This is a genomic window from Novosphingobium capsulatum NBRC 12533 (assembly GCF_001598375.1).
Lineage (GTDB): Bacteria > Pseudomonadota > Alphaproteobacteria > Sphingomonadales > Sphingomonadaceae > Novosphingobium > Novosphingobium capsulatum.
Map to the genome: position 1 here is coordinate 166,261 of NZ_BCYV01000014.1, position 19,668 is coordinate 185,928.

Consider the following 19,668-nt stretch of genomic DNA (forward strand, 5'->3'; position numbering starts at 1 on the left):
TGGAGAGGAATTATGGCAAACCCGCTTATCGAACGCCTCAAGCGCGGCGAAGTCTGCGTCAACGGATGGCTGCTGGCACCTGACAGCTATGTTGCCGAGATCATGGCGCAGACCGGCTGGGACAGCCTGACGATCGATCTGCAGCACGGGCTGCATGACTATCGTTCGGCGGTAGAGAGCCTGCAGGCCCTGCATGGCCGCGGCCCGGTGCCGCTGGCGCGCGTGCCGTGGAACGAGCCGGGCATCATCGGCAAGATCCTGGACGCGGGCGCATGGGGCATCATCTGCCCGATGGTCAACAATGCCGAGCAGGCGCGCGCGCTGGTGGATGCCTGCCTCTATGCGCCGGAGGGTGCCCGCTCCAACGGGCCGGTTCGCGCCGGTTTCTATGGGACGGCGTCGCCCTATCAGGGGATCGCCAATGCCAATGTCCTGGTTCTGCCACAGATCGAGACGGTCGAGGCGGTGGAGAATCTGGAGGCGATCCTCGATGTGCCGGGCATCAGTGGCGCCTATGTGGGGCCGAGCGACCTTGGCCTGGCGATGGGGCTCGCGCCCGTGCTCGATCGTCAGGAGCCGGAAATCCTGGCCATCTACGATCGCGTGATCGCGGCCGTGCGTGCGCGCAATCTTGTCGCCGGCATCCAGAACGGAACGGCCGCCTATGCTGCGGAAATGGCGGCGAAAGGCTTCCAGATCGTGACCGTGGCCACCGACGTCAATCTGATGGGCATGGCCGCGTTCCAGGCCGTGACGACGACGCGCTCGCTGATCAAGCAGTCGGCATCCGCAGACGCCGCGACCGCCTGATCATCACTAAGACACTGGTGCGCGGCCTGGCCCGCGCACCAGCTCTTCCGTCAGTCGCGGTAGCTGGGATCGATGCGGTCGAGCTTGCGCAGCAGCGCCGGCCATGCCAGCCGCTCTGCCACCAGGCCCATGCCGGCAGGGGATGATTGCAGCGCGACCTTGGACAGGGTCTCGGGCGGCGGAGCATGCAACGCATCGCGACCGGCCGACAGCATCAGGACCTGCGCCTCGCAGGCGCGCTCGAGGAAATAGAGGCGCAGGAAGCAGGCAGCGACGCTCTTGCCCACCACCAGCGTGCCATGGTTGCGCAGGATCATCAGGTTGGCGTCTCCCAGATCAGCCACCAGGCGTTCCCGCTCCGTCAGATCCACCGCCAGCCCTTCATATTCATGATAGGCCAGGCCGCTACCGGCGATCATCGCGGTCTGAGTGTGGGGCAGCAGCCCGCCCTCCATGGCCGAAACAGCCTGGCCATGCGGGGTGTGAAGATGCATCACCGCGGCCGCGTCCTCGCGCGCCATGTGGATCGCCGAATGGATCGTGAAGCCGGCGGGATTGACCGGGTGCGGCGTCGGGCTCACCGGATTGCCATCGACATCGATCTTCACGAGGCTGGACGCGGTGACTTCCTCGAACATCAGGTCGTATGGGTTGATCAGGAAATGATGCTCTGGGCCGGGGATGCGCGCGGACAGATGGGTGAAGATCAGGTCGTCCCAGCCGAAATGGGCGACGAGCCGATAGGCCGCGGCCAGGTCGATCCGAATCTGGCGTTCCGCCGCTTCCACGGAATCAGGGGCTTGCGTGGCGTTCAGGGTCATGCGTCTCTCCAGTGGTTATTGGCGCAAGGATGCCACAGACCGGCTGGTCGCTTTGTCGATTGGCCGACATTCCTTGCGGCCCGAGGATGATCGAATGACAAAGGAAGCGCAGTTCCTTGCGGCCATGCAGGGCAAGAGCGAATGGTTTGCGAGCCTGGCCGATCCGATCCAGGCGCAGCTGGCCGCCGCCGCGCAGGTGCGCCGGGTCAAGGATGGCGAGGCGGTCTATCGCCAGGGCGATGCGCCCGACGGGCTGTACGCCATGCTGCAGGGCCGCGTTCGCCTGATCGCGTGGAGCCCGGGCGGCGTCGGCTGCCTGCTGCTGCTCGCCGCCGAGGGCATGTGGTTCGGCGAAGTCTCGACCATCGATGCCGCGCCCCGCCAGCAGGACGCCATCGCGCAAGGGGCTTGCCAGGTTGCCCGGATACCGCTTGCCGCGATTGCGAAGATTGCCGCACAGCAACCCGAACTGTGGCGGCATATCGGCCGGCTGGCCTGCACGCATCAGCGCCAGGCGATCAGCCACATTCAGGATCTCCTCAGCCTGCCGCGCGCCGCCAGGGTGGCCAAGGTGCTGCTCGCATCAAGCGCGGGTGACGATGCCCCGGTGGCGATGACCCAGGACGAACTTGCCGGCACCTGCGGCATGGGACGGCAGACTGCCAATGCCATTCTGGGCACGCTGGAGCAGGCCGGCATGGTGCGGCTGGGGTATCGCGTGATCTGGATTCTCGATGCGGAACGCCTGGCGCGCGTCGCCATGGGCGAAATCTGCCGCGCCAACAAAGAATAGTATTTACTATATGAAATTTTGCGGTAGCGTGCGGCAACAGGCACACCGCTTGCCGGCGGGCAGGCGTCCACCGCGCGGCGAGCCAGGGAAGGAATATCTATGTCTGTTGCCGGAACATGGAACATCATCGTCAACTCGCCGATGGGGCCGATGAAAAGCGTGACCACCTTCACGGTTTCGGGGGATAGCCTGACCGGCATTGCCACCGATGCAGATGGCGCGCCGCACCCCATCCAGGACGGCAAGATCACCGGCGATAAGGCGAGTTGGAAGATCGACATCACCAATCCGATGCCGCTCTCGCTCACGTTTGATGGCACCGTGGCCGAAACCAGCCTGAGCGGCAGCGTTTCGGCCGGCCCGTTCGGCGCGTTCTCGTTCACCGGCGAGCGCGGCTGAGCACCTTTTAGCGCACCTGCTTCGACCCTGGCGGGCCGGGGCGTGCGCGGATCATCCACCCATCCTTCCACGTCCGGTTCCGGCGCGCCCATCGCCCCGGGGCTTGCTTGTCCGGGGCAGTGTTCCATGTCAGCGCAACCATTGCAGGGCGACGTCACGCGCCGGTCGATCAGCGACCTTGCGGACCTGCCCCATCCTTTCGAAGCGGGTTTTTCCGAGGATTTCGCCGCGCTGTTCGTAACTGCTGAACGGCTGTTCAAAGCGGGTAGCAAGCGCATCGTCGTGTTTCGTGGCGAGGATCTGCGCAAGATCGCCGCGCTTCCGGCGGTGGGCAACATGCCGCTTCGCGCCCTTGCCGAGCGGGCGATGGAAGAGGCGGGGGACGATCGGGCCGAGCACGACCAGCCCGATGTGTCGAACTTTGGCCGCATCCTCTTCAATCAGGTGTTCACCGCCAATCCGCCGCTCCACGGCCCGACCCGCCAATTGCTGGCCAAGCCATTCGGCATGAAGCAGGTGGCCGCGTTCGACGATCTGGTACGCGGCGTGGTGGACAAGGTCCTGGCCGAGGTTGCCGGGGCGGGCGAGATCGATTTCGGGTTCGACTTCACCGAACAGGTCACCGCGGGATTCTGGGGCGCGCTGATCGGCCTTACGCCGTCGGAGCAGCGCCAGGTCGTCGAGCAGGTGCGCGCGATGACGCCGTTCTTTTTCCTCGTGCGCACCGCTGCCGAGACGGTTGAGGCCAACGCGGCCATCGGCGCCTATCTGTCGCTAATGGCCACGGCGATCGAACGGACATTGGCCGAAGGCAACAATCCGCTGCTCGCCACCATGGCGGCGGAGTTCGACGCGATCACGATTGAAGGCAAGCCGGAAAGCGTGGCGCTGTCGCTGGCCGCCAATCTGATCGACGGGTTCCATACCGCCGCGCTCGCTGCCGCCAACGCCACATATCAGCTACTCCGCCATCCCGCTGCGGCGGCAGAGGTGCGGGCGGACCCGCAGCGTGTCGGCGCCGCGATCGACGAGGGCCTGCGGATGTCGTCCCCGGTCATCGTGACACACCGCTATGCGCTGGAAGACTTCGTGTTCGACGACGTGCTGGTCCCGGCCGGAACCGCGATTGCCATGCTGTGGGCGGCAGGCAATCGCGATCCCGATATTTTTGACGATCCCGGCACATACAGGCTGGAGCGGATGCGGCGCTATGACGCCACGTTTGGCGGCGGCATCCACCTGTGCCCGGGCCGCAATATCGCCCGGTTGATGGTTCATCGCATGCTCGCCCGGCTGTTCGCCCCTGACGTGCGGATCGAACTGGCCGGGCCGGTGGAGTGGATCACCCAATCGACCATGCGCCAGCCTTACCGCATGCCGGCGCGGATCGACATGGTGCCAGGCTAGGCTGTTTATGGCCTAAAATTCCGCCAGCAGCCGTCCCAGACCGGAAATGCGGTCCTTGATCCCAAAGCTGCGGAGCGCGTGCCAGTAGGTGGCGGTGTTGATCGCGATCACCGGCTTGCCGAGGCGGGCCTCGTGCCGCGCGGCGATGTCGACCATCGACAGGTTGGTGCCGACCTGGACGATGGCGTCGACATCGTCGCCATCGAGATGGTCGATGACAGCGTCGAGCCGATCGGGCGTGACTTTGGCGATATCGGTCCAGCGGCGGCATTGCAGCGGGACATCACGCTTCACCGCAAAGCCGCTTTCTTCCAGGAAGCGGCGGACTTCGGCGTTGGCGACAGGATAATAGGGCGAGACGAAGCTCACCGATTTTGCGCCATAGGCATGGAGCGCAGCGGCAACCGATTCCGCGCCGGTAGACGCGCCTACGCCCGCCACCTCCTGAACCTGGGCCTTCCATGCCCGTGCGCCTTCGACGCCGCCGTAGAAGGTAACGGCCGACATGCCGAGCACGAGGTAGTCGGGCTTGCAGGTCATTACCGATCGCACCGCATCGAGGGTGTTTTGCGCAATCGCCGTGGTGCCGGCGATGAAGTCCTCGTTGGTGAGGGCGTAGGGGTCTTCCACCCAGATGCGCGAGACGTGGTTGGTCACGCCGTCGGGGCGCATTCGCTCCATATCGGGTTGGACGACGGTGTTGGTCGAGGGCGCGACCACGCCGAACAGCGCGCGCCAGCCCAGTACGTCGGTCATTTTTGCAGGTCTCCTGTAGTCACCACGCCGTCACGCGATCTGCGCGGCGAGGTCGAGGCTTTCGAACATGGCCTGGCGCAGCATGTAGGCGCGGCGCTTGTCGTCATCGGCCAGGATATCGAGCATGGCGCGGCGACGGGCTTCATGCGCATTGTCCTGGTTGCCGCGGATGAATTCCATGTTCTGGCGGGTCTGCGTCTGGGTGAACGTGTGCGTCACCGTGCGACGCTGGCGGTCGAACAGCGCCAGGCCTGCCTCGGCACTCGTGTTGCCGGTGATTGCCGGCGCCAGCTTGTCGAACAGGTTGAACGCGTCATGGATGCCCGAATTCATGCCGAAGCCGCCGAGCGGGTTGTTGAGGTGGGCGCTGTCGCCGATCAGCATCACGCGGCCTTCGCGGAACGACTTGGCGACGCGCTGGTGCACCCGGTACAGTGTGCGGTGTCGGGTTTCCACACTCGCGCCGTCGCCGGTGATGCGGTCAAAAATGGCGTTCTTGTTGGCGTCTGAGCGCAGCGTCGTCTCGTCCACATCGCCGTTGACCGGCACCAGCACCCGCCACAGCGAGGGCACGCGCAGCAGCACCAGCCACTCGGCGGGGTCGCTGACGTAGTTCACGTAGGCGAGGTTGGGCAGGTAGTCTGCCAGCTCCACCTCGGTAGACAATGTCAGGAAGCGCTCGGGATAGGTAAAGCCATCGAATTCGATGCCCAGCCACTTGCGCACGATCGAATTCGCCCCGTCGGCGCCGATCAGGTAATCGGCGCGGATCGTCTCGACGCCGGTCATGGTTTCTACCCACAGGTCGACCCCGGCCTCGTCCTGGCGGAATGTCAAAAGGCGGCTGTTGAAGCGGATGTCGGCGTGCGGCAATTGGGCGAGACCTTCCGCCAGTGCGCGCGAGAGATGATACTGTTCGCACTGGATACGGAAGGGATAGCGCGTGACGTCGGCGATCTCGGAGAGGTCGAACGCGATCACCTCGCCGCTGGCGCGGTCGCGCCAATGAAACACCGGTGCTTTCAAGCCACGATCGAGCAGCATTCGGGTCATGCCGATGCGGTCGAGCATCTCGAGCGTCGGGGGATGAAAGGTGGATGCGCGCAAGTCTTGCGCGCAGTCGGCGCCCGTCTCGAGTACGATTACCGAGATACCTTCCTGCGCCAGCAGAGTCGCCATGACCGTGCCGACGGGTCCGGCACCGGCGATGGCCACCTGGCAGCGATTATGCCCTGTCATTTCCGCATTCTCCGATCAGCACCGACCCATCGCAGGAGCCGGTGAACACCCGGCGGTTATGAACGCGACCACGGTGCCAGGAGCGGGACGCGGGCACTCTATCCACCTGCCGGTTAGGCGATCAGCACGCGCGTTTTTCCAGTCACTTGGCGGCGCTGGAGAGGCCTTGCACGAGCGGCAGGCTCACCGACTGTCGGCGATTTTTGGGGCAAGCGGCGGCGCGCGCAGCCGCGCATGCGAACGCCTTGGCAACGGGCCCTGCAGTTCGGGGTCGATGGAAAAGGCAGGCAATTTCGATGGCGGACCCTCTTTTGCGTGCGCGCCTGGCCGAGGGCCGCTTCTTCATGGTGCCCGGCGTGCAGGACATGATCGCTGCCGTGATCGCGCGAAAGGTCGGTTTCGAGTTTGTCTACGGTACCGGCTATTGGCTGACTGCCTCGGCCTTTGGCCTGCCCGACGCCGGCATCGCGACCTATACGCAGATGCGCGACCGGATGGAGACCCTTGTGCGCACCAGCACCGCGGCTGTCATTGCCGATGGTGATACCGGCTATGGCGGCCTTATCAACGTGCATCACACGGTGCGCGGCTACGAGGCTGCCGGGGTCACTGCGATCCAGCTTGAGGATCAGGAGTTTCCCAAGAAATGCGGGCATATGCCCGACAAGCGGATCGTGCCGGTGGAGGATATGGTCGAGCGCATCAAGGTTGCCTGTGCGGCACGGCACAGCCGCGATTTCGTGGTGATTGCCCGCACCGACGCCCGCCAGTCCGAAGGCGAGCAAGGGGTGCTGCGGCGGCTGCGCGCCTATGCCGAGGCCGGGGCCGACGTGCTCTTTCCCGAAGCGCTGGTCGAGGAAGAGGAAATGGCACGGGTCTGCGCCGAACTGCCGCTGCCCTGCATGGTCAACATGGCAAACGGCGGGGCCAGCCCGATGCTGGAGCCGACGCTGCTGGCAAAGCTCGGCTTCGCCTTTGCGATCTACCCCTCGCTGACCAGTCTGGCTGCGGCGCAGGCGATGGAGACCGTGCTGCGCGCGCTCAAGGACACCGGCGCCGGAGACCCTGAGGGACTGTTTGATTTCAGGGAATTTTCCGCATTGATCGGGATGGACGAGGTGCGCGAATTCGAACGCCGATGTGCGCGGCCATCCGTCTAGGCGGCGCGCAGGATGGCACGATCTGGGCGTGGTGCGAGGCTGATTTATCCGCCTGTCGGATAAAACCTTGATAAAATCGGTGAAACGTCATTTTCTCGTCACTCTTTGATCCGGGTCAAAGACGTGGGGAAATTGGTCACATGGAAAAAGGCGTTCCGATTCGGTCCATCACCCGCTCGATCGCGGCGCTGCGCGCGATCAACCGGGCAGGTTCGCTCAACATGATGGAGATCGCCAAGGCTTCGGAGGTGCCATACGCCACCGCCTGCCGGATCGTGCAGACGCTGCTGTATGAAGGGCTGATCGAGCAGGAGCCGGCGCGCAAGCGCTACCGTGCGACGATGCTGGTGCAGACGCTGGCCACCGGATACCAGCAGGACGATGCGCTGGTTCGTGCCGCGCGGCCGCACATTGTCGAGTTGACGCGCCGGTTCGGTTGGCCCGTGTCGATCGCCGTGCGGGTGGGGCGCGAGATGATGCTGCGCGATTCCACGCATTCCAACTCGTCGCTCACGTTCGAGCACTATTATCCCGGCTTTACCCTGCCGATCCTCGACAGCGCGTCTGGCAAGGTCTCGATGGCCTTTGCGCCGGACGAGGAGCGCGAGATGATCCTGCGCTTCATGCGTGTGTCGCAGGACATCGACCTCAATTACCTGGCAACGGCGGAAGTCGGCCTCGATGTCGAACGCATCCGGGCAGATGGCTATGCCGTGCAGGGGCGCAACTATCATAACCTGACACCGGGCAAGACGTCGTCGATCGCCGTGCCGATCTTCCGCAACGGCCGCTTCGAAGGGGCGATGACGCTGGCATTCTTCGTGGCGGCGATGAAGCTGTCCGAGGGGATCAACCTCTATCTGGCCGACATGAAGGCCAGCGCCGACGCGATCAGCCACGCGCTCAGCAACGAGGTCATGGGTCACGCCTGACCAGGCGTGAGCCTGATGAAAAAAGGGGCGGCATCGTGGATGCCGCCCCCTTTCTGTCGCTCGCCCGGCCTCAGGCGTCGCGCGTCAGCTGGCCAGGAATGTGGCTTTCATGATTGGCGAGATACCATGCGGCGATTTCCTCGCGGGTGGCCCACCACACGCCGGGCAATGACTTGGCGTGCGCGATGAACTCGCGCAGCGCGCGCACGCGGTGCGCACGGCCCGATACGTGGGGGTGCAGGCCCACGTTCATGATCCGCCCGGTTTTGGCACCCTCGGCATGGAGCACGTCCAGTTCCTCGATCAGTGCATCGCGGAACTGGTCGGTGGTGTAGTTCTTGCGGGTGATGAACGTAAAGTCGTTGATCTCGTTGGAATAGGGTACCGAAACGATCGGGCCGTGCGGGGTGCGCAGCAGGAACGGCTGATCGTCGTTCATGATGTCGCAGTAAAAGGTGCAGCCATATTCGGCGAGGATATCGGCAGTCTGCATCGTGCCGCGCAGCGACGAGGAGAGCCAGCCCTTCGACTTGCGCCCGACATAGTTTTCGAACTGCGCCAGGCTGCGCAGCACGATCTCGCGCTCTTTCTCGGGTGCTTGCGCAAAGCTGGTGAGCAACTCGCCCTGTTCCCAGTTGTGCGTCAGCAGCTCCCACCCGCGTTCGAGTACCGCATCGGTCATCGCCTTGCGGCGTTCGAACGTGACGGCATTGGTGGTGCAGCTGGCCTTGACGCCCATTTCGTCGAACAGCTCGATCAGCCGCCAGATGCCCACGCGCTGGCCATATTCGCGCCAGGTATAGTTGGGAAAGTCGGGCGTGTTGCCGGGCAGGGTGTCGGGCAGGATCGACGGACCACCGGCGTAGTAGGGCTTGTCGGTATCCTTGGTAAGGTCCCAGGTTTCCAGGTTGAAAGTCAGGATCAGCGCGACGCGGGCCCCGTTCGGCCAGATCAGGGGCTTGCGCTGCGGCAGCGGGACGTAATCGTATTCCATAGTGCAACTCTCTGCTGAAACCGGGACCGAACCCCAATGGGGGGCAACGGGACGAATACCTACCTTTGTGGCCGTGGTGTCGATCCGATCGCCCGCGATGACCACCAGTCGGATAGGCCGGGCGGAAAACCGGGCGCACCCCGGCCGGATGCTAGCTTGAAGGTGAATCGCCAAGGCTTTGCAATGGCCTGCATGCACGAAAGAAGGGCACGCCGATGCGCGACAATGATGATCTGATGGCCAACTATCGGAAAGCCTATGACAATCGCGTGGGATTTGGCCACCGTCCGGCGCTGATCCTGGTCGATTTCTGCCAGGCCTATTTCGAGCCGGGCAACCTGCTGTACGCGCCCGTGAAAGCCGCGCTGGAATCCGCGCTGCGCCTGCGTGCGCTCGCCCGCGCGGCGGGCGTTCCGGTGGTTTTGACCAACGTGGTCTATCAGGCCGGTGGCTTGGACGGCGGGCGCTTCTTTGAAAAGGCAGTGCCCTTGCGCAATTTCCTCAAGGGCAGCCCCACTGCCGCGTTCGGCCCCGGGCTTACCCCCTTCGCCGACGAACTGGTGGTCTCGAAACAGTATCCCAGCGCGTTCTTCGCCACCTCGCTTGCCTCAACATTGACGGCGGCAGGCATCGATTCCGTGATCCTCACCGGCCTGACGACATCGGGCTGCGTGCGGGCTAGCTGCGTCGATGCCATGTCGCACGGCTTTCGCACCGCCGTGGTGGCCGAGGCCTGCGGCGATCGGCATCCCGACCCGCACGAGGCCAACCTGTTCGACATGAACGCCAAGTACGCCGACGTGGTCAGCGAGGACGAAGCCGCGCAGTTCCTGCGCTCGCTCGTCTCCGGGGCCGCAGCGGTATGACCGCGCCTAGCGCCGCGCGCGTGGCCCTGGTGACCGGCGCGGCCGGGGGGCTGGGTAGCGCGATCGTCGAGCGCTTCAGCGCCGATGGCTATACCGTCGAGCGCGCCGACCAGATCCGCCCGGGCGGGGCAGAAGACATGCGCGCCCACGTTTGCGACGTGCGTGATCCCCGCGCGTGGGAGGGGCTGGCCGCAACGCTTGCGGCGCGCCACGGGCAGATCGATGCGGTGGTTCACGCCGCTGGGTGGTATCGTCCGAACCTGCCCTTTGCCGAACTGTCGCCCGATCTGTGGCACGACCATCTCGCCGCCAATCTGCACAGCGCCTACCTGGCCTGCCGGTTCCTGTTTCCGCTGCTGTCGCGTCACGGCTCGGTCGTGCTGTTCAGCTCCACCCTGGCCAGCCGACCGACGCCACTTTCGCTGGCCTATTCAGTGGCGAAGGCAGGCGTCGAGACCCTGGTCCGCGGGCTCGCTGCCGAGGCGGGCGCCAAGGGCCAGCGGATCAACGCTATTGCCCCCGGCCCGGTCGACACCCCGATGTTGCGTGGCAATGCCCTGGGCGCGGAAGGCGCGGCGGCCCTGATGGCCCGCCTGGAAGCGCGCGTACCGGCCGGGCGGCTGGTTACCCGTGAAGAGGTGGCGGCGCTGGCCGCGTACCTGTGTTCACCCGCTGCAGCGATGGTCAACGGGGCAGTGATCCCGCTCGATGGCGGCCAGGGTATCTGAGACCAGACGCCCAGCGTCACGCCCTGAGGCAAGACCAGCGGCAATCCCCCCGTCACCCGGCGCCAAAACCCTTCCGCCCGCGTGGGTACGGACGGAAGGGCATGGTCGATGCAGGGCGGACTAGAGCTTGTAGGACACCGCGATCTTGACCAGGCGCGGCTCGTTTTGCAGGCGCGACTTGCGGTTGATGCCATAGTTGGAGCCGGTGACGTAGAAGCGATTGTTGGTGAGGTTGTCGGCCGACAGCGTCACGTCCAGCTTGCCGTTGTCCGAGGTCCAGCCGACTGCGGCATTGAGCAGCGTCTGTGCCGGCATCTGCGAAATCGCGACAAGGCCCGGGTCCACGTTGTAGGAACTGCGATAGGCCAGGCTGCTCGACGCGTGCAGCGTCCCCATACCCTCGCCGCCCAGGCTGTGGCGCGCGTTGAAGCCGATGTTGTATTGCCACTTCGACACACGCGGCAGGGCATCGGCGTTGGCGCGCGCGGCGGCGGTATTGGCGTTGAGCTTGAGGTACTTGTCCAGCGTCAGCGATCCGTTGCCGAACAGCGTGAGGCCGTGGACCGGCTCGGCCGTCACTTCCAGTTCGGGGCCATGGACCAGCGCCGTGCCTGCGTTCTGCGTTACCACCGAAGTGCCGATGTAGGTGTTGGTCTGAATTTCGCCAAAGCGATTGACGAACCAGTCCGCGTTGACACGCAGGTGATGGTCGAAGAATTCGCTCTTCATCCCCGCCTCATAAGCGGTCACCGTCTCGGCGCCATAGGGCGTGTTGAACAGCGTCGGGTTGGCAACGACCGAGGCGTTGAAGCCGCCGCTCTGGAAGCCGCGCGAGATGCTGGCGTAAATGAAGATGTCCCGGGTCGCCTGGAAATCGATCTCGCCCTTAGGGCTGAAGTTCGTGAACGACAGGTGCCCGCCAACGGCGGTCAGCGTCTGGCTGGGGAGGAACAGGCCGTTGGACAGCGTGGCGTCGATGTCCTTGGTTTCGCGGGTGTAGCGGCCGCCCAAGGTCAGCGAGAACCGCGGGGCAAAGCGCCAGGTCGCCTGGCCAAAGCCGGCATAGCTGTTGGTGACCTGGTGAATCGTGTCGGGCAGGACCTGGTAGCCCAGCACGGTGTCGTTGAAGACCTGGCGGATGGTCTCGTGGAAGTAATAGCCACCGAGAATGAACTGGACGTTCCCGCCGACATCGCCCGAGAGCTGCAGTTCCTGGCTGAACTGGTGGTTGATCATGTCGCTGCGGCGGTCAAAGCCCGCGGTGTAGGCGCCGGTGGTGGCATCGACCTGCCCGCCATAGACGTCGAAGCGGAAGCGATCGTCGCCGCGGATGTAGCCGGTGATCGCCTTGAGTTTGAGGCCATTGTCAAAGTCATAGCCCAGCGTCAGGTCGGCATTGATCTGCTCGTTGAAACTGGAAGACGGGATCGGGCTGATATAGGTGCCAAAGGCGCCGCCGGTTTCCTTGAGCCCTTCGGTGAAGTTGATCTGCGCGGCGCCGTCGCCCTTTTCATGGGTGTAGGATACATTGGCCTTCGCGCTGAACGGACCGTCGCCGATCCAGGCCAGGCCAACACGCGCGCCATATTGTTCGTCCTTGCCGCGCTTCCCGCCGATCGCGGGCGCATCATAGTAGTCGCCCTTGTACTGGTGGAAGCCCGAGACAATCACGGCCAGCTTGTCGGGGGCGATCGCGGTGGAGAAGGTAGCCTTCTGGTCGTTGTAGTCGCGGCTGCCATAGCTGCCCTCGGCCGAGCCGAACGTGGTGCCGTCGGCCTGCTTGCGCACGACCTTGACCGCGCCGGTCAGGTTGTTGCGGCCATAGAGCGTGCCCTGCGGTCCGCGCAGAACCTCGATCCGGTCGATGTCGTTGAACAGCAGGTTCGTGCCGGAAAGGCGCGCGTGATAGACATCGTCGACATAGAAGCCGACCGCCGAATCCGTGAAGGCGAAGCCGGCGTTGGCCTGGCCCGCGCCACGGATGAAGGCCGCCACGCTCGATGAACTGGCCAAGGCCGACGTGAACGAGACGTTGGGCACATGCTGGGCCATGTCGAGGACCGAGCTGACCTGCATGGTCTTGAGGGAATCGCCGGTAAAGGCGGTGACGGCGACCGGGGTGGCCTGCAGGTTCTCGCTGCGGCGCTGCGCGGTCACGGTGATCACCTGCAGGCCGTCGCTCGCGGCTTCGTCCTGCGCGGCGCTGGCGTTCTGGGCATAGGCCGAAGGGCTCGCCGTCAGGATGGCAAGCCCGGCCCCTGTCAGCAGGAGGCCCTTGAAGGAGAGTGCAGTCCTCATGTTGTCCTCGTCTTTCTCGTTGTGACGCCTTGGCAGCGTTTCACCGATGAATAGGCCCTATCAGCGGCGCGAAGGCCCGATGCTTGCGCAAGACTCTCCGACTGGCGATCAGCCGCGCGTAGGTGATGTTGCGTTGCGGCAACATTTTCCTAGGATCAGCTGGCAAACGGCACAGGAGCAGGCGGTACATGGATCAGCGCGTTGCAGCAAAACCGCAGGTGACGGCAACGCCATCGGCTCTGTCGGAATTTCGCCGCGGGTGGAGCAGCGTGCTGGCTGCCGCGCTTGGCGTGGGCGTGGGTACCACCGGGCTGCCGTTCTACAGTTTCGGCCTGTTCATTGCGCCGCTCTCCGCCGCCTACGGCTGGTCGCGCGGCCAGATCGGGCTGGGCATGACCTGCCTCAGCCTGGGCGCAATCCTGCTCTCGCCGTTTCTGGGAACGGCGATCGACCGGCTCGGCGTGCGCCGCATCGCGCTCGTGTCGCTGGCAGGCCTTGCCGTCGGCTTTGCCTTGCTGGCCGCTGCGCTCGGCTCGCTGCCGGCTTTCTATGCGGCCTGGATCGCGTTGGCATTTCTGGGGGTTGGCACAACGCCGATCACGTGGACGCGCCCGATCGCACTACTGTTCGATCGCGGGCGCGGGCTGGCATTGGGCCTCACGCTGCTGGGCACTGGGCTTGTCGCGCTGACGGCGCCGCCGCTGCTGGCCGCGATCATCGCCACCTGGGGGCCGCGCGGCGGCTATCTGGCGATGGCGGGCGTGGTCGTGCTGGTGGTCATGCCAGTGGTCGCGGCCGGCCTGCGCGAAGGCCCGTCAGGGCGCAGCGACGCCGTGCCGCACCCCCGTTCTGGCCTGACGCGCCAGCAGGCACTGCGCTCGCGCCAGTTCTGGCAGATTGCCATCGGCGTGTTCCTTCTGATCGTGGCCCAGTCGGGCGCGACCGTTCATCTCGTGCCGTTCCTGGCTGACCACGGTCTTACCCCTGGCCTTGCCGCCAAGATGGCAGGATCGCTTGGGATTTCGGTCATCGTCGGGCGCGTGGTGATTGGCCTGCTGCTCGATCTGCTGCCGGGCACCCTGGTGGCGCGCTGCGTCCTGCTGATGCCCGCCGCTGCCTTGGCGCTGCTGTTCCTGGCAGGGCCTTCGCTGCCGATGACGGCCTTGGCGATCCTGCTGCTGGGGTTTGCCGCCGGTGCCGAGACCGATCTGGTTGCCTACCTGACGAGCCGCTATTTCGGGATGCGGGCCTATGGCGCGATCTATGGCCTGCTCATGTCCTGCTTTTCGCTGGGCGCAGCCCTGGGCGCGCCGCTGGCGGGCTGGTCGTTCGACCTGACGAAAAGTTATGACGGCGCAATTTTCGGCGGCATCGCCTGCTTTGTTGCCGCTGCGGTGCTGCTGGGAACGCTGGGCGCCTATCCCACAGACCGCGTGGACGAAGAGCCGGCCTGAACAGCGCCGCGATCCGGGATGCGGTCAGGCCAACAGCCCGATCGCCATTGTCAGCAGCCCCAGCCCGGTTGCCATCATCAACCGCAGCCTCTGCCATCCTGCCGGCCACTGCACGTGCCGCGCCAGCGCGCGGTCTGCCAGCGGGCTGGCCAGGATCAGCAGGCCAAGCGTCATCAGTTCCGGCCGTGGCCAAGGGGCGCCGACGCACCAGGGCAGCAGCATGGCCCAGCCGATCAGGCTGGGCACCACGGCCAAGACGTGGAACCAGGCTTCCTTCACCCCGGCCAGCATGCCGGCCATCCACCACAATCCTCCCAGAAACGACAGGATCAGCGCGGCATAGCAGCAGGCGGCGGCCAGCGCGGTCCAGCGATCCTCGCCACCATGGAGCACCATCAGCAGGCAGAACGCCTGCGGCGCAATGCCGGCAAGGCCAAGGACAACGAGCGGGCGGGGCAGGGCAGTGATCGACATGGCCGAGCAAAGCACCATTACCGCCCCGCCCGGCAAGCTGCCCTTTCAGGCGAGATCAGGATTTGGGCAGGGCATAGGCAATGATGGAATCGCCCAGCCGTGTGCCCAGCGAACCGTGGCCGCCGGCCACCACCACCACGAACTGCCGCCCGCTGGCCGGAGAGCGATAGGTCATCGGCGTGGCCTGGGCCCCAGCGGGCAGCCGTGCGCGCCACAGCACGCGGCCGGTGGTGGTGTCATAGGCGCGCAGGTAATAGTCGAGCGAGGCGGCCATGAACGAGAGCCCGCCGCCGGTCATCATCGGCCCGCCGAGCGAGGGCACGCCCAGCTTGAGCGGAATGGGCAGCGGCGTTTCATCACGGATCGTGCCGTTGGCATGGCGCCACGCCACCTTGCCGGTGACAAGATCGATCCCGGCGACATAGCCCCACGGCGGCGATTGGCACGGCAGGCCAAGGCGCGAGAGGAATGGCCCCATCGACACGGCGAACGGCGCGCCGGCGTTGGGATTGAAGCCATGTTCGGCCGAACCGCCGCGATCGGATGCACCCGCCGGCCCGTCCTTGCCATTGCCTGCGCCCGGCCGCTGCGGGATCAGGCGATCGACAAAGGCCATGTAGTTGGGATGGGCAAAAGCCACCTGGCGCACCGGATCGATGGCGAGGCCGCCCCAGTCCATCACCCCGAAATTGCCGGGAAATACCAATGTGCCGCGGGTCGAGGGCGGGGTGAACGGCCCTTCGTGGCGATAGCGGCGAAAGGCGATGCGGCAGGCCATCTGGTCAAACAGCGTGGCGCCCCACATGTCTGCCTCGCGAATGCGCGGCGGCATCAGCGAGATTGCCGAAATCGGCTGGGTGGGCGAGGTGAAATCGCCTGGCGCTGCGCCGCCGGGCACGCGCATTTCGTGTACCGGCTGGACGGGCAAGCCGGTGCGGCGATCGAGCACGAAGATGTTGCCGGTCTTGGTCGATTGCACCAGCGCGGGCACGCGGCCCTTGCCGGGAATGGTCAGGTCAACCAGCGCGGGCTGGGCCGGTACGTCCATGTCCCACAGATCGTGGTGCACGGTCTGGAACACCCAGCGCGCCTTGCCGGTCTTGATGTCGAGCGCCAGAATCGAGGTGGCAAAGCGCTCGGTATTGGGCGGGCGGTTGCCGCCCCACTGGTCGATCGCGCCCATGCCCATCGGCAGGTAGATGAGGCCAAGGTCTTCATCGGCCGCCGCCGTGCTCCAGCTGTTGGGGGTGGAGGGCACGGGGGGATGGTTCGGCCCGAGGGGAGCGGTGTCTTCCGGCCGGCCGGGATCGAACGCCCACACCGGCTTGCCGGTGGCGATGTCAAAAGCCTGGATCGCGCCCGAGGGCATATGGATCGACGCGTTGTCATAGATCGCCCCGCCCACCACGACGAGGCCGCGCGTTACCAGCGGGGCCGAGGTGAACTGGAACCAGCCCGGCTTGAGGCCGGGGCCGGTGACGGCAAGGTTGACGGCGCCACCCTTGCCAAAGCCGGGGCACAGCCGCCCGGTATGCGCGTCGAGCGCGATCAGGCGGGCATCGGCCGTGGCCATGATGATCCGCTGCGGGCACGATCCATCGGCGCTGCGCGTGGCGCCGGGCCAGTTGGCATCGTGATACGATACGCCCCGGCAGGTCAGGTGCTGAACATGGCTGGGCACCTGCATGTGCGGATCATAGCGCCAGCGCACTGCCCCGGTTTCGGCGTCGAGCGCCAGCACGATATTGTGCGGGGTGCAGGCATAGAGCGTATCGCCGACCTTGATCGGGGTGAGTTCATAAGTGATTTCTTCCGGGTCCCCCGGGCGGCGGCTGTCGCCGGTGTCCATCCGCCAGACCTGCTTGAGTCCGCTGACATTGGCCGGGGTCAACTGCGCGAGCGGCGACCACTTGGTGCCGGCCCAGGTATGGCCATAGGCCAGCCAGTCCCCGGCGTCGGTGCCGGCGGCCAACGCCGGCGCGGCGCCACGCGCGCCGGGCAAGGCGCCTTCCCATTCGTGCGGGCTGCGCAGCATGGCGGCAAGGCCGATCGCGCCGGCCAGGATCAGGGCGAGCGCCAGCGGCCCGGCATTGCGCCACCAGCCCGGCCGGGCGGGCACCAGCCGCCGCGTGATCCAGGGCAGCAACAGCAGGGCGCCGAGGATAAAGATCACGTCGCCACGCGGCACCAGCGCCCACCAGTCCAGCCCGATTTCCACCAGTGCCCAAGCCAGCGTGGCCACCACCAGCGCGGCATAGAGGTGCAGCGCCGCCACCTGGCGCCGCCACAGCAGCACGGCGCAGGCGATAAGGGCCAGCCCCGCCGGGGCATAGAACCAGCTGCCGCCTTCGATCGCGAGCCACAATCCCCCGCCCAATAGCACCAAGCCGCACAGGGCCAGGACGATCGCCATGATCGCCAGGAGCTTGGAAGTCTTGGCCATTGCTGCTGTTTCCCTGTCTTCGCCGGTGGTTATGGGGCGCCAGGAGAGAACTCGTATTTGCACCCATTTATCCCTCAATTCCGCCACTTTTTTTGGCAGCGATCTTCTGCATGGTACCCTAAGCGATACCCTCAAAATTTTCTTGGGGAGGTTTGAGTTCTTGGTGCCATCGAATCACCCCGCCGAGGGCGCGGCGTAACTATTACGGAGTCCGGACCGTGAAGATACAGTTGTAGGATAGTGGCGCCGGAACGTGGGGCCGCTGCATCATCGAATATGATGGGGCGAGCTACTTTTATACGATTCATCAACGGTTGCACTTACGCTTCTCACGCCGACATCGTGTCAAACGGCGTGCAAATTTGGGTTTGACTCACATTCCGTGCAATTCGGCTCATGTTGGCGCCATAACCCTGGCTTTGAGCAGGTCGATTTTGGCGCGCCCAGTACCATCTGGCGCGTGATGACCTTTAAGCGGTTGACCTTGCCCTCGACCTGACGGCTGGACCGCGGCGTCGAGATCGCGGCGGCCATCGCATCCTTGTCGGCCTCGACGCTAGCGGCGAACGCAGCGAGCTTGGTCTTCGCCGCCATGGCGATCCACGGATCGAGCCGTGCCTTCTCCTTCGAGCGCATCATCGCGTGGAAGCGATCAAGCGCATCGCGTGTGGCGATCAGCGCGGGCACGGCCTTCTCAATCACTGCGTTGATTAGGGCGGCCTGGGCCGAATCGGCATTGCGATCGGTAGTCTGGGATTAGTTCGGCCTATCGGTGACGCGCTTTACATTGAGACGCAAGCTGCAGGCGATGGGCTAAAGAAAGCTGTCCGCCCGTCCCCGTCGCCCTGGGGCCATATCGCCGGCCAACCTACGGAGTCAGCGGCTCGCTGAATGTGTACCGGGGGCAAAGCACGTGCGTGCAACGGAACCGTCAAAACGACAACTGCAGTCTGACGCCATTCCCGCTGATCGGCGCTCGGATCGGCTGTGAATCGACGTTGAGGGCATCGCACCGTCCGAGCAAATCGCGAGGGTGGCCGCCAGCTGGCGTGACATGTCGACAATCCCGTTGACCACAATCCGCCGTTCCACGAGCAAACCTGGTAGCCGCCAGTTCGGCGGCGTGAACAAATTCCACAACCCCTTCGGGGCTGGACCTAAAATCGTCATTTCCGCGTCGGCTCGTCGCACAATATTCCCGATATTGCGCGTCCTCGCCTCCTTGAACTGGCGGTTTTTGCCTCCAGCCGGGCGCTGTGGACAAATTTGAGCCAGTATCTGGTTGTGGCGAGATGGACCATGCCGAGGAAGCTGTTTGCCAGTTGGTCGTATCTGGTGGCGATGGCGCGGTTGATCTTGAGATGGCCGAACATACACTCGATGCGATTGCGCTGCTTGTAGAGCGCCCGATCATATTCGATCTTCACGCGGCGGTTTGACCGGCCGGGGATGACTGCCTTGATCTTTCGCTCGGCGAGATCGGCGCGGATGGCATCGGCGTCATAGCCTTTGTCCGCAAGGAAGGCATCGGGTGCCTGCTCAGGCAGGTCGATCAAATCATCATAGGCCTTGCAATCCGCCGCCTCGCCGCCCGTCAGGTGGAAGGCGACTGGCCGTCCATGGGCATCAGCCAGACAGTGAAGTTTACTGGTGAACCCGCCCCGCGAGCGGCCAAGAGCGCGTCGATGAGTCCCCCCTTTCCGCCCGCTGCCGAAACATGGGCGCGAACGGTGGTGCTGTCGATGCTGTAGTGGCCGCTGTCCGCCATGATCTCGGCCAGCGTCACGGCGACGGCCTCCCAGACCCCGGCCTCGCTCCACCGCCGGAACCGGCTATAGATGGTGTTCCAACTGCCATATTTGGGCGGGACATCGCGCCACGGAGCGCCGCAGCGGAGGCGCCACAGGATGCCATTGATGATGGAGCGGTTCTGCTCGGGCGGCATGCCTCGGCCACGGTTTGCAGGCTCGATGGGCAATAAGCCCTTCAGAACACGCCATTCCGCTTCTGTAAGATCGCCCCTGCTCAAGCCTGCCTCCAAAAAAGCAGCCTTGAATCAAGGCTTGGTGGCAGCGTCAGCTATAGATCCGGTGG

17 protein-coding genes and 1 pseudogene are annotated in these 19,668 nt (G+C 65.0%); 9 read left to right on the forward strand and 9 right to left on the reverse strand.

Going from position 1 to position 19,668, the window contains the following annotated elements; translation table 11 throughout:
- Positions 1–12: 12 nt before the first annotated feature.
- A complete protein-coding gene (locus SCA01S_RS14335) occupies positions 13–810 on the forward strand; it encodes an HpcH/HpaI aldolase family protein (protein WP_062786713.1) in 798 nt (265 codons plus the stop codon).
- A gap of 50 nt (positions 811–860) precedes the next feature.
- Here the strand turns inward: SCA01S_RS14335 and SCA01S_RS14340 are convergent, their stop codons facing one another.
- Positions 861–1,631, reverse strand: coding sequence for a class II aldolase/adducin family protein (locus tag SCA01S_RS14340; RefSeq protein ID WP_062786716.1), 771 nt, complete (start codon positions 1,629–1,631; stop codon positions 861–863).
- 94 nt (positions 1,632–1,725) lie between these two features.
- Between SCA01S_RS14340 and SCA01S_RS14345 the strand changes: the two genes are divergently transcribed.
- From SCA01S_RS14345 to SCA01S_RS14355, 3 genes are all read left to right on the forward strand, one after another.
- Positions 1,726–2,424, forward strand: coding sequence for a Crp/Fnr family transcriptional regulator (locus SCA01S_RS14345; protein WP_062786719.1), 699 nt, complete (start codon positions 1,726–1,728; stop codon positions 2,422–2,424).
- A 99-nt stretch (positions 2,425–2,523) separates the two neighbouring features.
- Positions 2,524–2,823 carry a hypothetical protein gene (locus tag SCA01S_RS14350; protein ID WP_157088989.1) on the forward strand — a complete coding sequence of 100 codons (300 nt, stop codon included), beginning with the start codon at positions 2,524–2,526 and terminating at the stop codon, positions 2,821–2,823.
- 126 nt (positions 2,824–2,949) lie between these two features.
- The gene (locus SCA01S_RS14355; RefSeq protein WP_084391017.1) at positions 2,950–4,230 is read left to right on the forward strand and encodes a cytochrome P450; all 1,281 of its coding nucleotides are present in this window, start codon (positions 2,950–2,952) and stop codon (positions 4,228–4,230) included.
- A 12-nt stretch (positions 4,231–4,242) separates the two neighbouring features.
- On the opposite strand, the gene SCA01S_RS14360 is transcribed toward SCA01S_RS14355, so the two are convergent.
- Both SCA01S_RS14360 and SCA01S_RS14365 read right to left on the reverse strand, forming a co-directional pair.
- Entirely contained in the window at positions 4,243–4,986 is a 744-nt protein-coding gene (locus SCA01S_RS14360; protein ID WP_062786726.1) for a maleate cis-trans isomerase family protein, read from the reverse strand.
- A 30-nt stretch (positions 4,987–5,016) separates the two neighbouring features.
- Complete coding sequence (locus SCA01S_RS14365; protein ID WP_327196005.1) at positions 5,017–6,201, reverse strand: FAD-dependent oxidoreductase; 1,185 nt, start codon at positions 6,199–6,201, stop codon at positions 5,017–5,019.
- A 170-nt stretch (positions 6,202–6,371) separates the two neighbouring features.
- Between SCA01S_RS14365 and SCA01S_RS14370 the strand changes: the two genes are divergently transcribed.
- On the forward strand, positions 6,372–7,385 hold the full coding sequence (locus SCA01S_RS14370; protein WP_245652627.1) for an isocitrate lyase/PEP mutase family protein: 1,014 nt from the start codon (positions 6,372–6,374) through the stop codon (positions 7,383–7,385).
- Positions 7,386–7,525: 140 nt separating this feature from the next.
- Complete coding sequence (locus SCA01S_RS14375) at positions 7,526–8,317, forward strand: IclR family transcriptional regulator domain-containing protein (RefSeq protein WP_062786735.1); 792 nt, start codon at positions 7,526–7,528, stop codon at positions 8,315–8,317.
- Positions 8,318–8,387: 70 nt separating this feature from the next.
- On the opposite strand, the gene SCA01S_RS14380 is transcribed toward SCA01S_RS14375, so the two are convergent.
- On the reverse strand, positions 8,388–9,311 hold the full coding sequence (locus SCA01S_RS14380) for a polysaccharide deacetylase family protein (protein ID WP_062786738.1): 924 nt from the start codon (positions 9,309–9,311) through the stop codon (positions 8,388–8,390).
- Between the two features lie 215 nt (positions 9,312–9,526).
- Between SCA01S_RS14380 and SCA01S_RS14385 the strand changes: the two genes are divergently transcribed.
- Together SCA01S_RS14385 and SCA01S_RS14390 are read left to right on the forward strand one after the other, a co-directional pair.
- Positions 9,527–10,177 (forward strand): isochorismatase family protein, encoded by a 651-nt coding sequence (locus SCA01S_RS14385; protein WP_062786741.1) that lies wholly within the window; start codon positions 9,527–9,529, stop codon positions 10,175–10,177.
- A complete protein-coding gene (locus SCA01S_RS14390; protein ID WP_062786744.1) occupies positions 10,174–10,905 on the forward strand; it encodes an SDR family NAD(P)-dependent oxidoreductase in 732 nt (243 codons plus the stop codon). The genes SCA01S_RS14385 and SCA01S_RS14390 overlap by 4 nt, the downstream gene beginning before the upstream one ends.
- A 120-nt stretch (positions 10,906–11,025) precedes the next feature.
- Here the strand turns inward: SCA01S_RS14390 and SCA01S_RS14395 are convergent, their stop codons facing one another.
- Positions 11,026–13,203, reverse strand: a complete 2,178-nt coding sequence (locus SCA01S_RS14395) for a TonB-dependent receptor (RefSeq protein ID WP_022677686.1) — start codon at positions 13,201–13,203, stop codon at positions 11,026–11,028.
- Positions 13,204–13,391: 188 nt separating this feature from the next.
- Between SCA01S_RS14395 and SCA01S_RS14400 the strand changes: the two genes are divergently transcribed.
- Positions 13,392–14,657 (forward strand): MFS transporter, encoded by a 1,266-nt coding sequence (locus tag SCA01S_RS14400; protein ID WP_022677685.1) that lies wholly within the window; start codon positions 13,392–13,394, stop codon positions 14,655–14,657.
- 24 nt (positions 14,658–14,681) lie between these two features.
- On the opposite strand, the gene SCA01S_RS14405 is transcribed toward SCA01S_RS14400, so the two are convergent.
- From SCA01S_RS14405 to SCA01S_RS22300, 4 genes and pseudogenes are all read right to left on the reverse strand, one after another.
- Positions 14,682–15,131: a DUF3429 domain-containing protein gene (locus SCA01S_RS14405; protein ID WP_028658232.1), complete on the reverse strand. Its 450-nt coding sequence runs from the start codon at positions 15,129–15,131 to the stop codon at positions 14,682–14,684.
- Positions 15,132–15,186: 55 nt separating this feature from the next.
- On the reverse strand, positions 15,187–17,574 hold the full coding sequence (locus SCA01S_RS14410) for a membrane-bound PQQ-dependent dehydrogenase, glucose/quinate/shikimate family (protein ID WP_211183200.1): 2,388 nt from the start codon (positions 17,572–17,574) through the stop codon (positions 15,187–15,189).
- Positions 17,575–17,919: 345 nt separating this feature from the next.
- On the reverse strand, positions 17,920–18,276 hold the full coding sequence (locus tag SCA01S_RS14415; RefSeq protein WP_051146323.1) for a transposase: 357 nt from the start codon (positions 18,274–18,276) through the stop codon (positions 17,920–17,922).
- Positions 18,277–18,827: 551 nt separating this feature from the next.
- Positions 18,828–19,603: pseudogene (locus SCA01S_RS22300) on the reverse strand (IS5 family transposase); the annotation flags it as partial.
- Positions 19,604–19,668: the final 65 nt, after the last annotated feature.

Excerpts from the sequence above, each read along its gene's own strand:
- SCA01S_RS14400 (WP_022677685.1), top strand. The coding sequence starts at position 13,392 with ATGGATCAGCGCGTTGCAGCAAAACCGCAGGTGACGGCAACGCCATCG.
- SCA01S_RS14375 (WP_062786735.1), top strand. The coding sequence starts at position 7,526 with ATGGAAAAAGGCGTTCCGATTCGGTCCATCACCCGCTCGATCGCGGCG.
- SCA01S_RS14410 (WP_211183200.1), bottom strand. The coding sequence starts at position 17,574 with ATGGCCAAGACTTCCAAGCTCCTGGCGATCATGGCGATCGTCCTGGCC.
- SCA01S_RS14340 (WP_062786716.1), bottom strand. The coding sequence starts at position 1,631 with ATGACCCTGAACGCCACGCAAGCCCCTGATTCCGTGGAAGCGGCGGAA.
- SCA01S_RS14350 (WP_157088989.1), top strand. The coding sequence starts at position 2,524 with ATGTCTGTTGCCGGAACATGGAACATCATCGTCAACTCGCCGATGGGG.
- SCA01S_RS14335 (WP_062786713.1), top strand. The coding sequence starts at position 13 with ATGGCAAACCCGCTTATCGAACGCCTCAAGCGCGGCGAAGTCTGCGTC.
- SCA01S_RS14405 (WP_028658232.1), bottom strand. The coding sequence starts at position 15,131 with ATGTCGATCACTGCCCTGCCCCGCCCGCTCGTTGTCCTTGGCCTTGCC.
- SCA01S_RS14355 (WP_084391017.1), top strand. The coding sequence starts at position 2,950 with ATGTCAGCGCAACCATTGCAGGGCGACGTCACGCGCCGGTCGATCAGC.
- SCA01S_RS14345 (WP_062786719.1), top strand. The coding sequence starts at position 1,726 with ATGACAAAGGAAGCGCAGTTCCTTGCGGCCATGCAGGGCAAGAGCGAA.
- SCA01S_RS14360 (WP_062786726.1), bottom strand. The coding sequence starts at position 4,986 with ATGACCGACGTACTGGGCTGGCGCGCGCTGTTCGGCGTGGTCGCGCCC.
- SCA01S_RS14380 (WP_062786738.1), bottom strand. The coding sequence starts at position 9,311 with ATGGAATACGATTACGTCCCGCTGCCGCAGCGCAAGCCCCTGATCTGG.
- SCA01S_RS14395 (WP_022677686.1), bottom strand. The coding sequence starts at position 13,203 with ATGAGGACTGCACTCTCCTTCAAGGGCCTCCTGCTGACAGGGGCCGGG.
- SCA01S_RS14385 (WP_062786741.1), top strand. The coding sequence starts at position 9,527 with ATGCGCGACAATGATGATCTGATGGCCAACTATCGGAAAGCCTATGAC.
- SCA01S_RS14390 (WP_062786744.1), top strand. The coding sequence starts at position 10,174 with ATGACCGCGCCTAGCGCCGCGCGCGTGGCCCTGGTGACCGGCGCGGCC.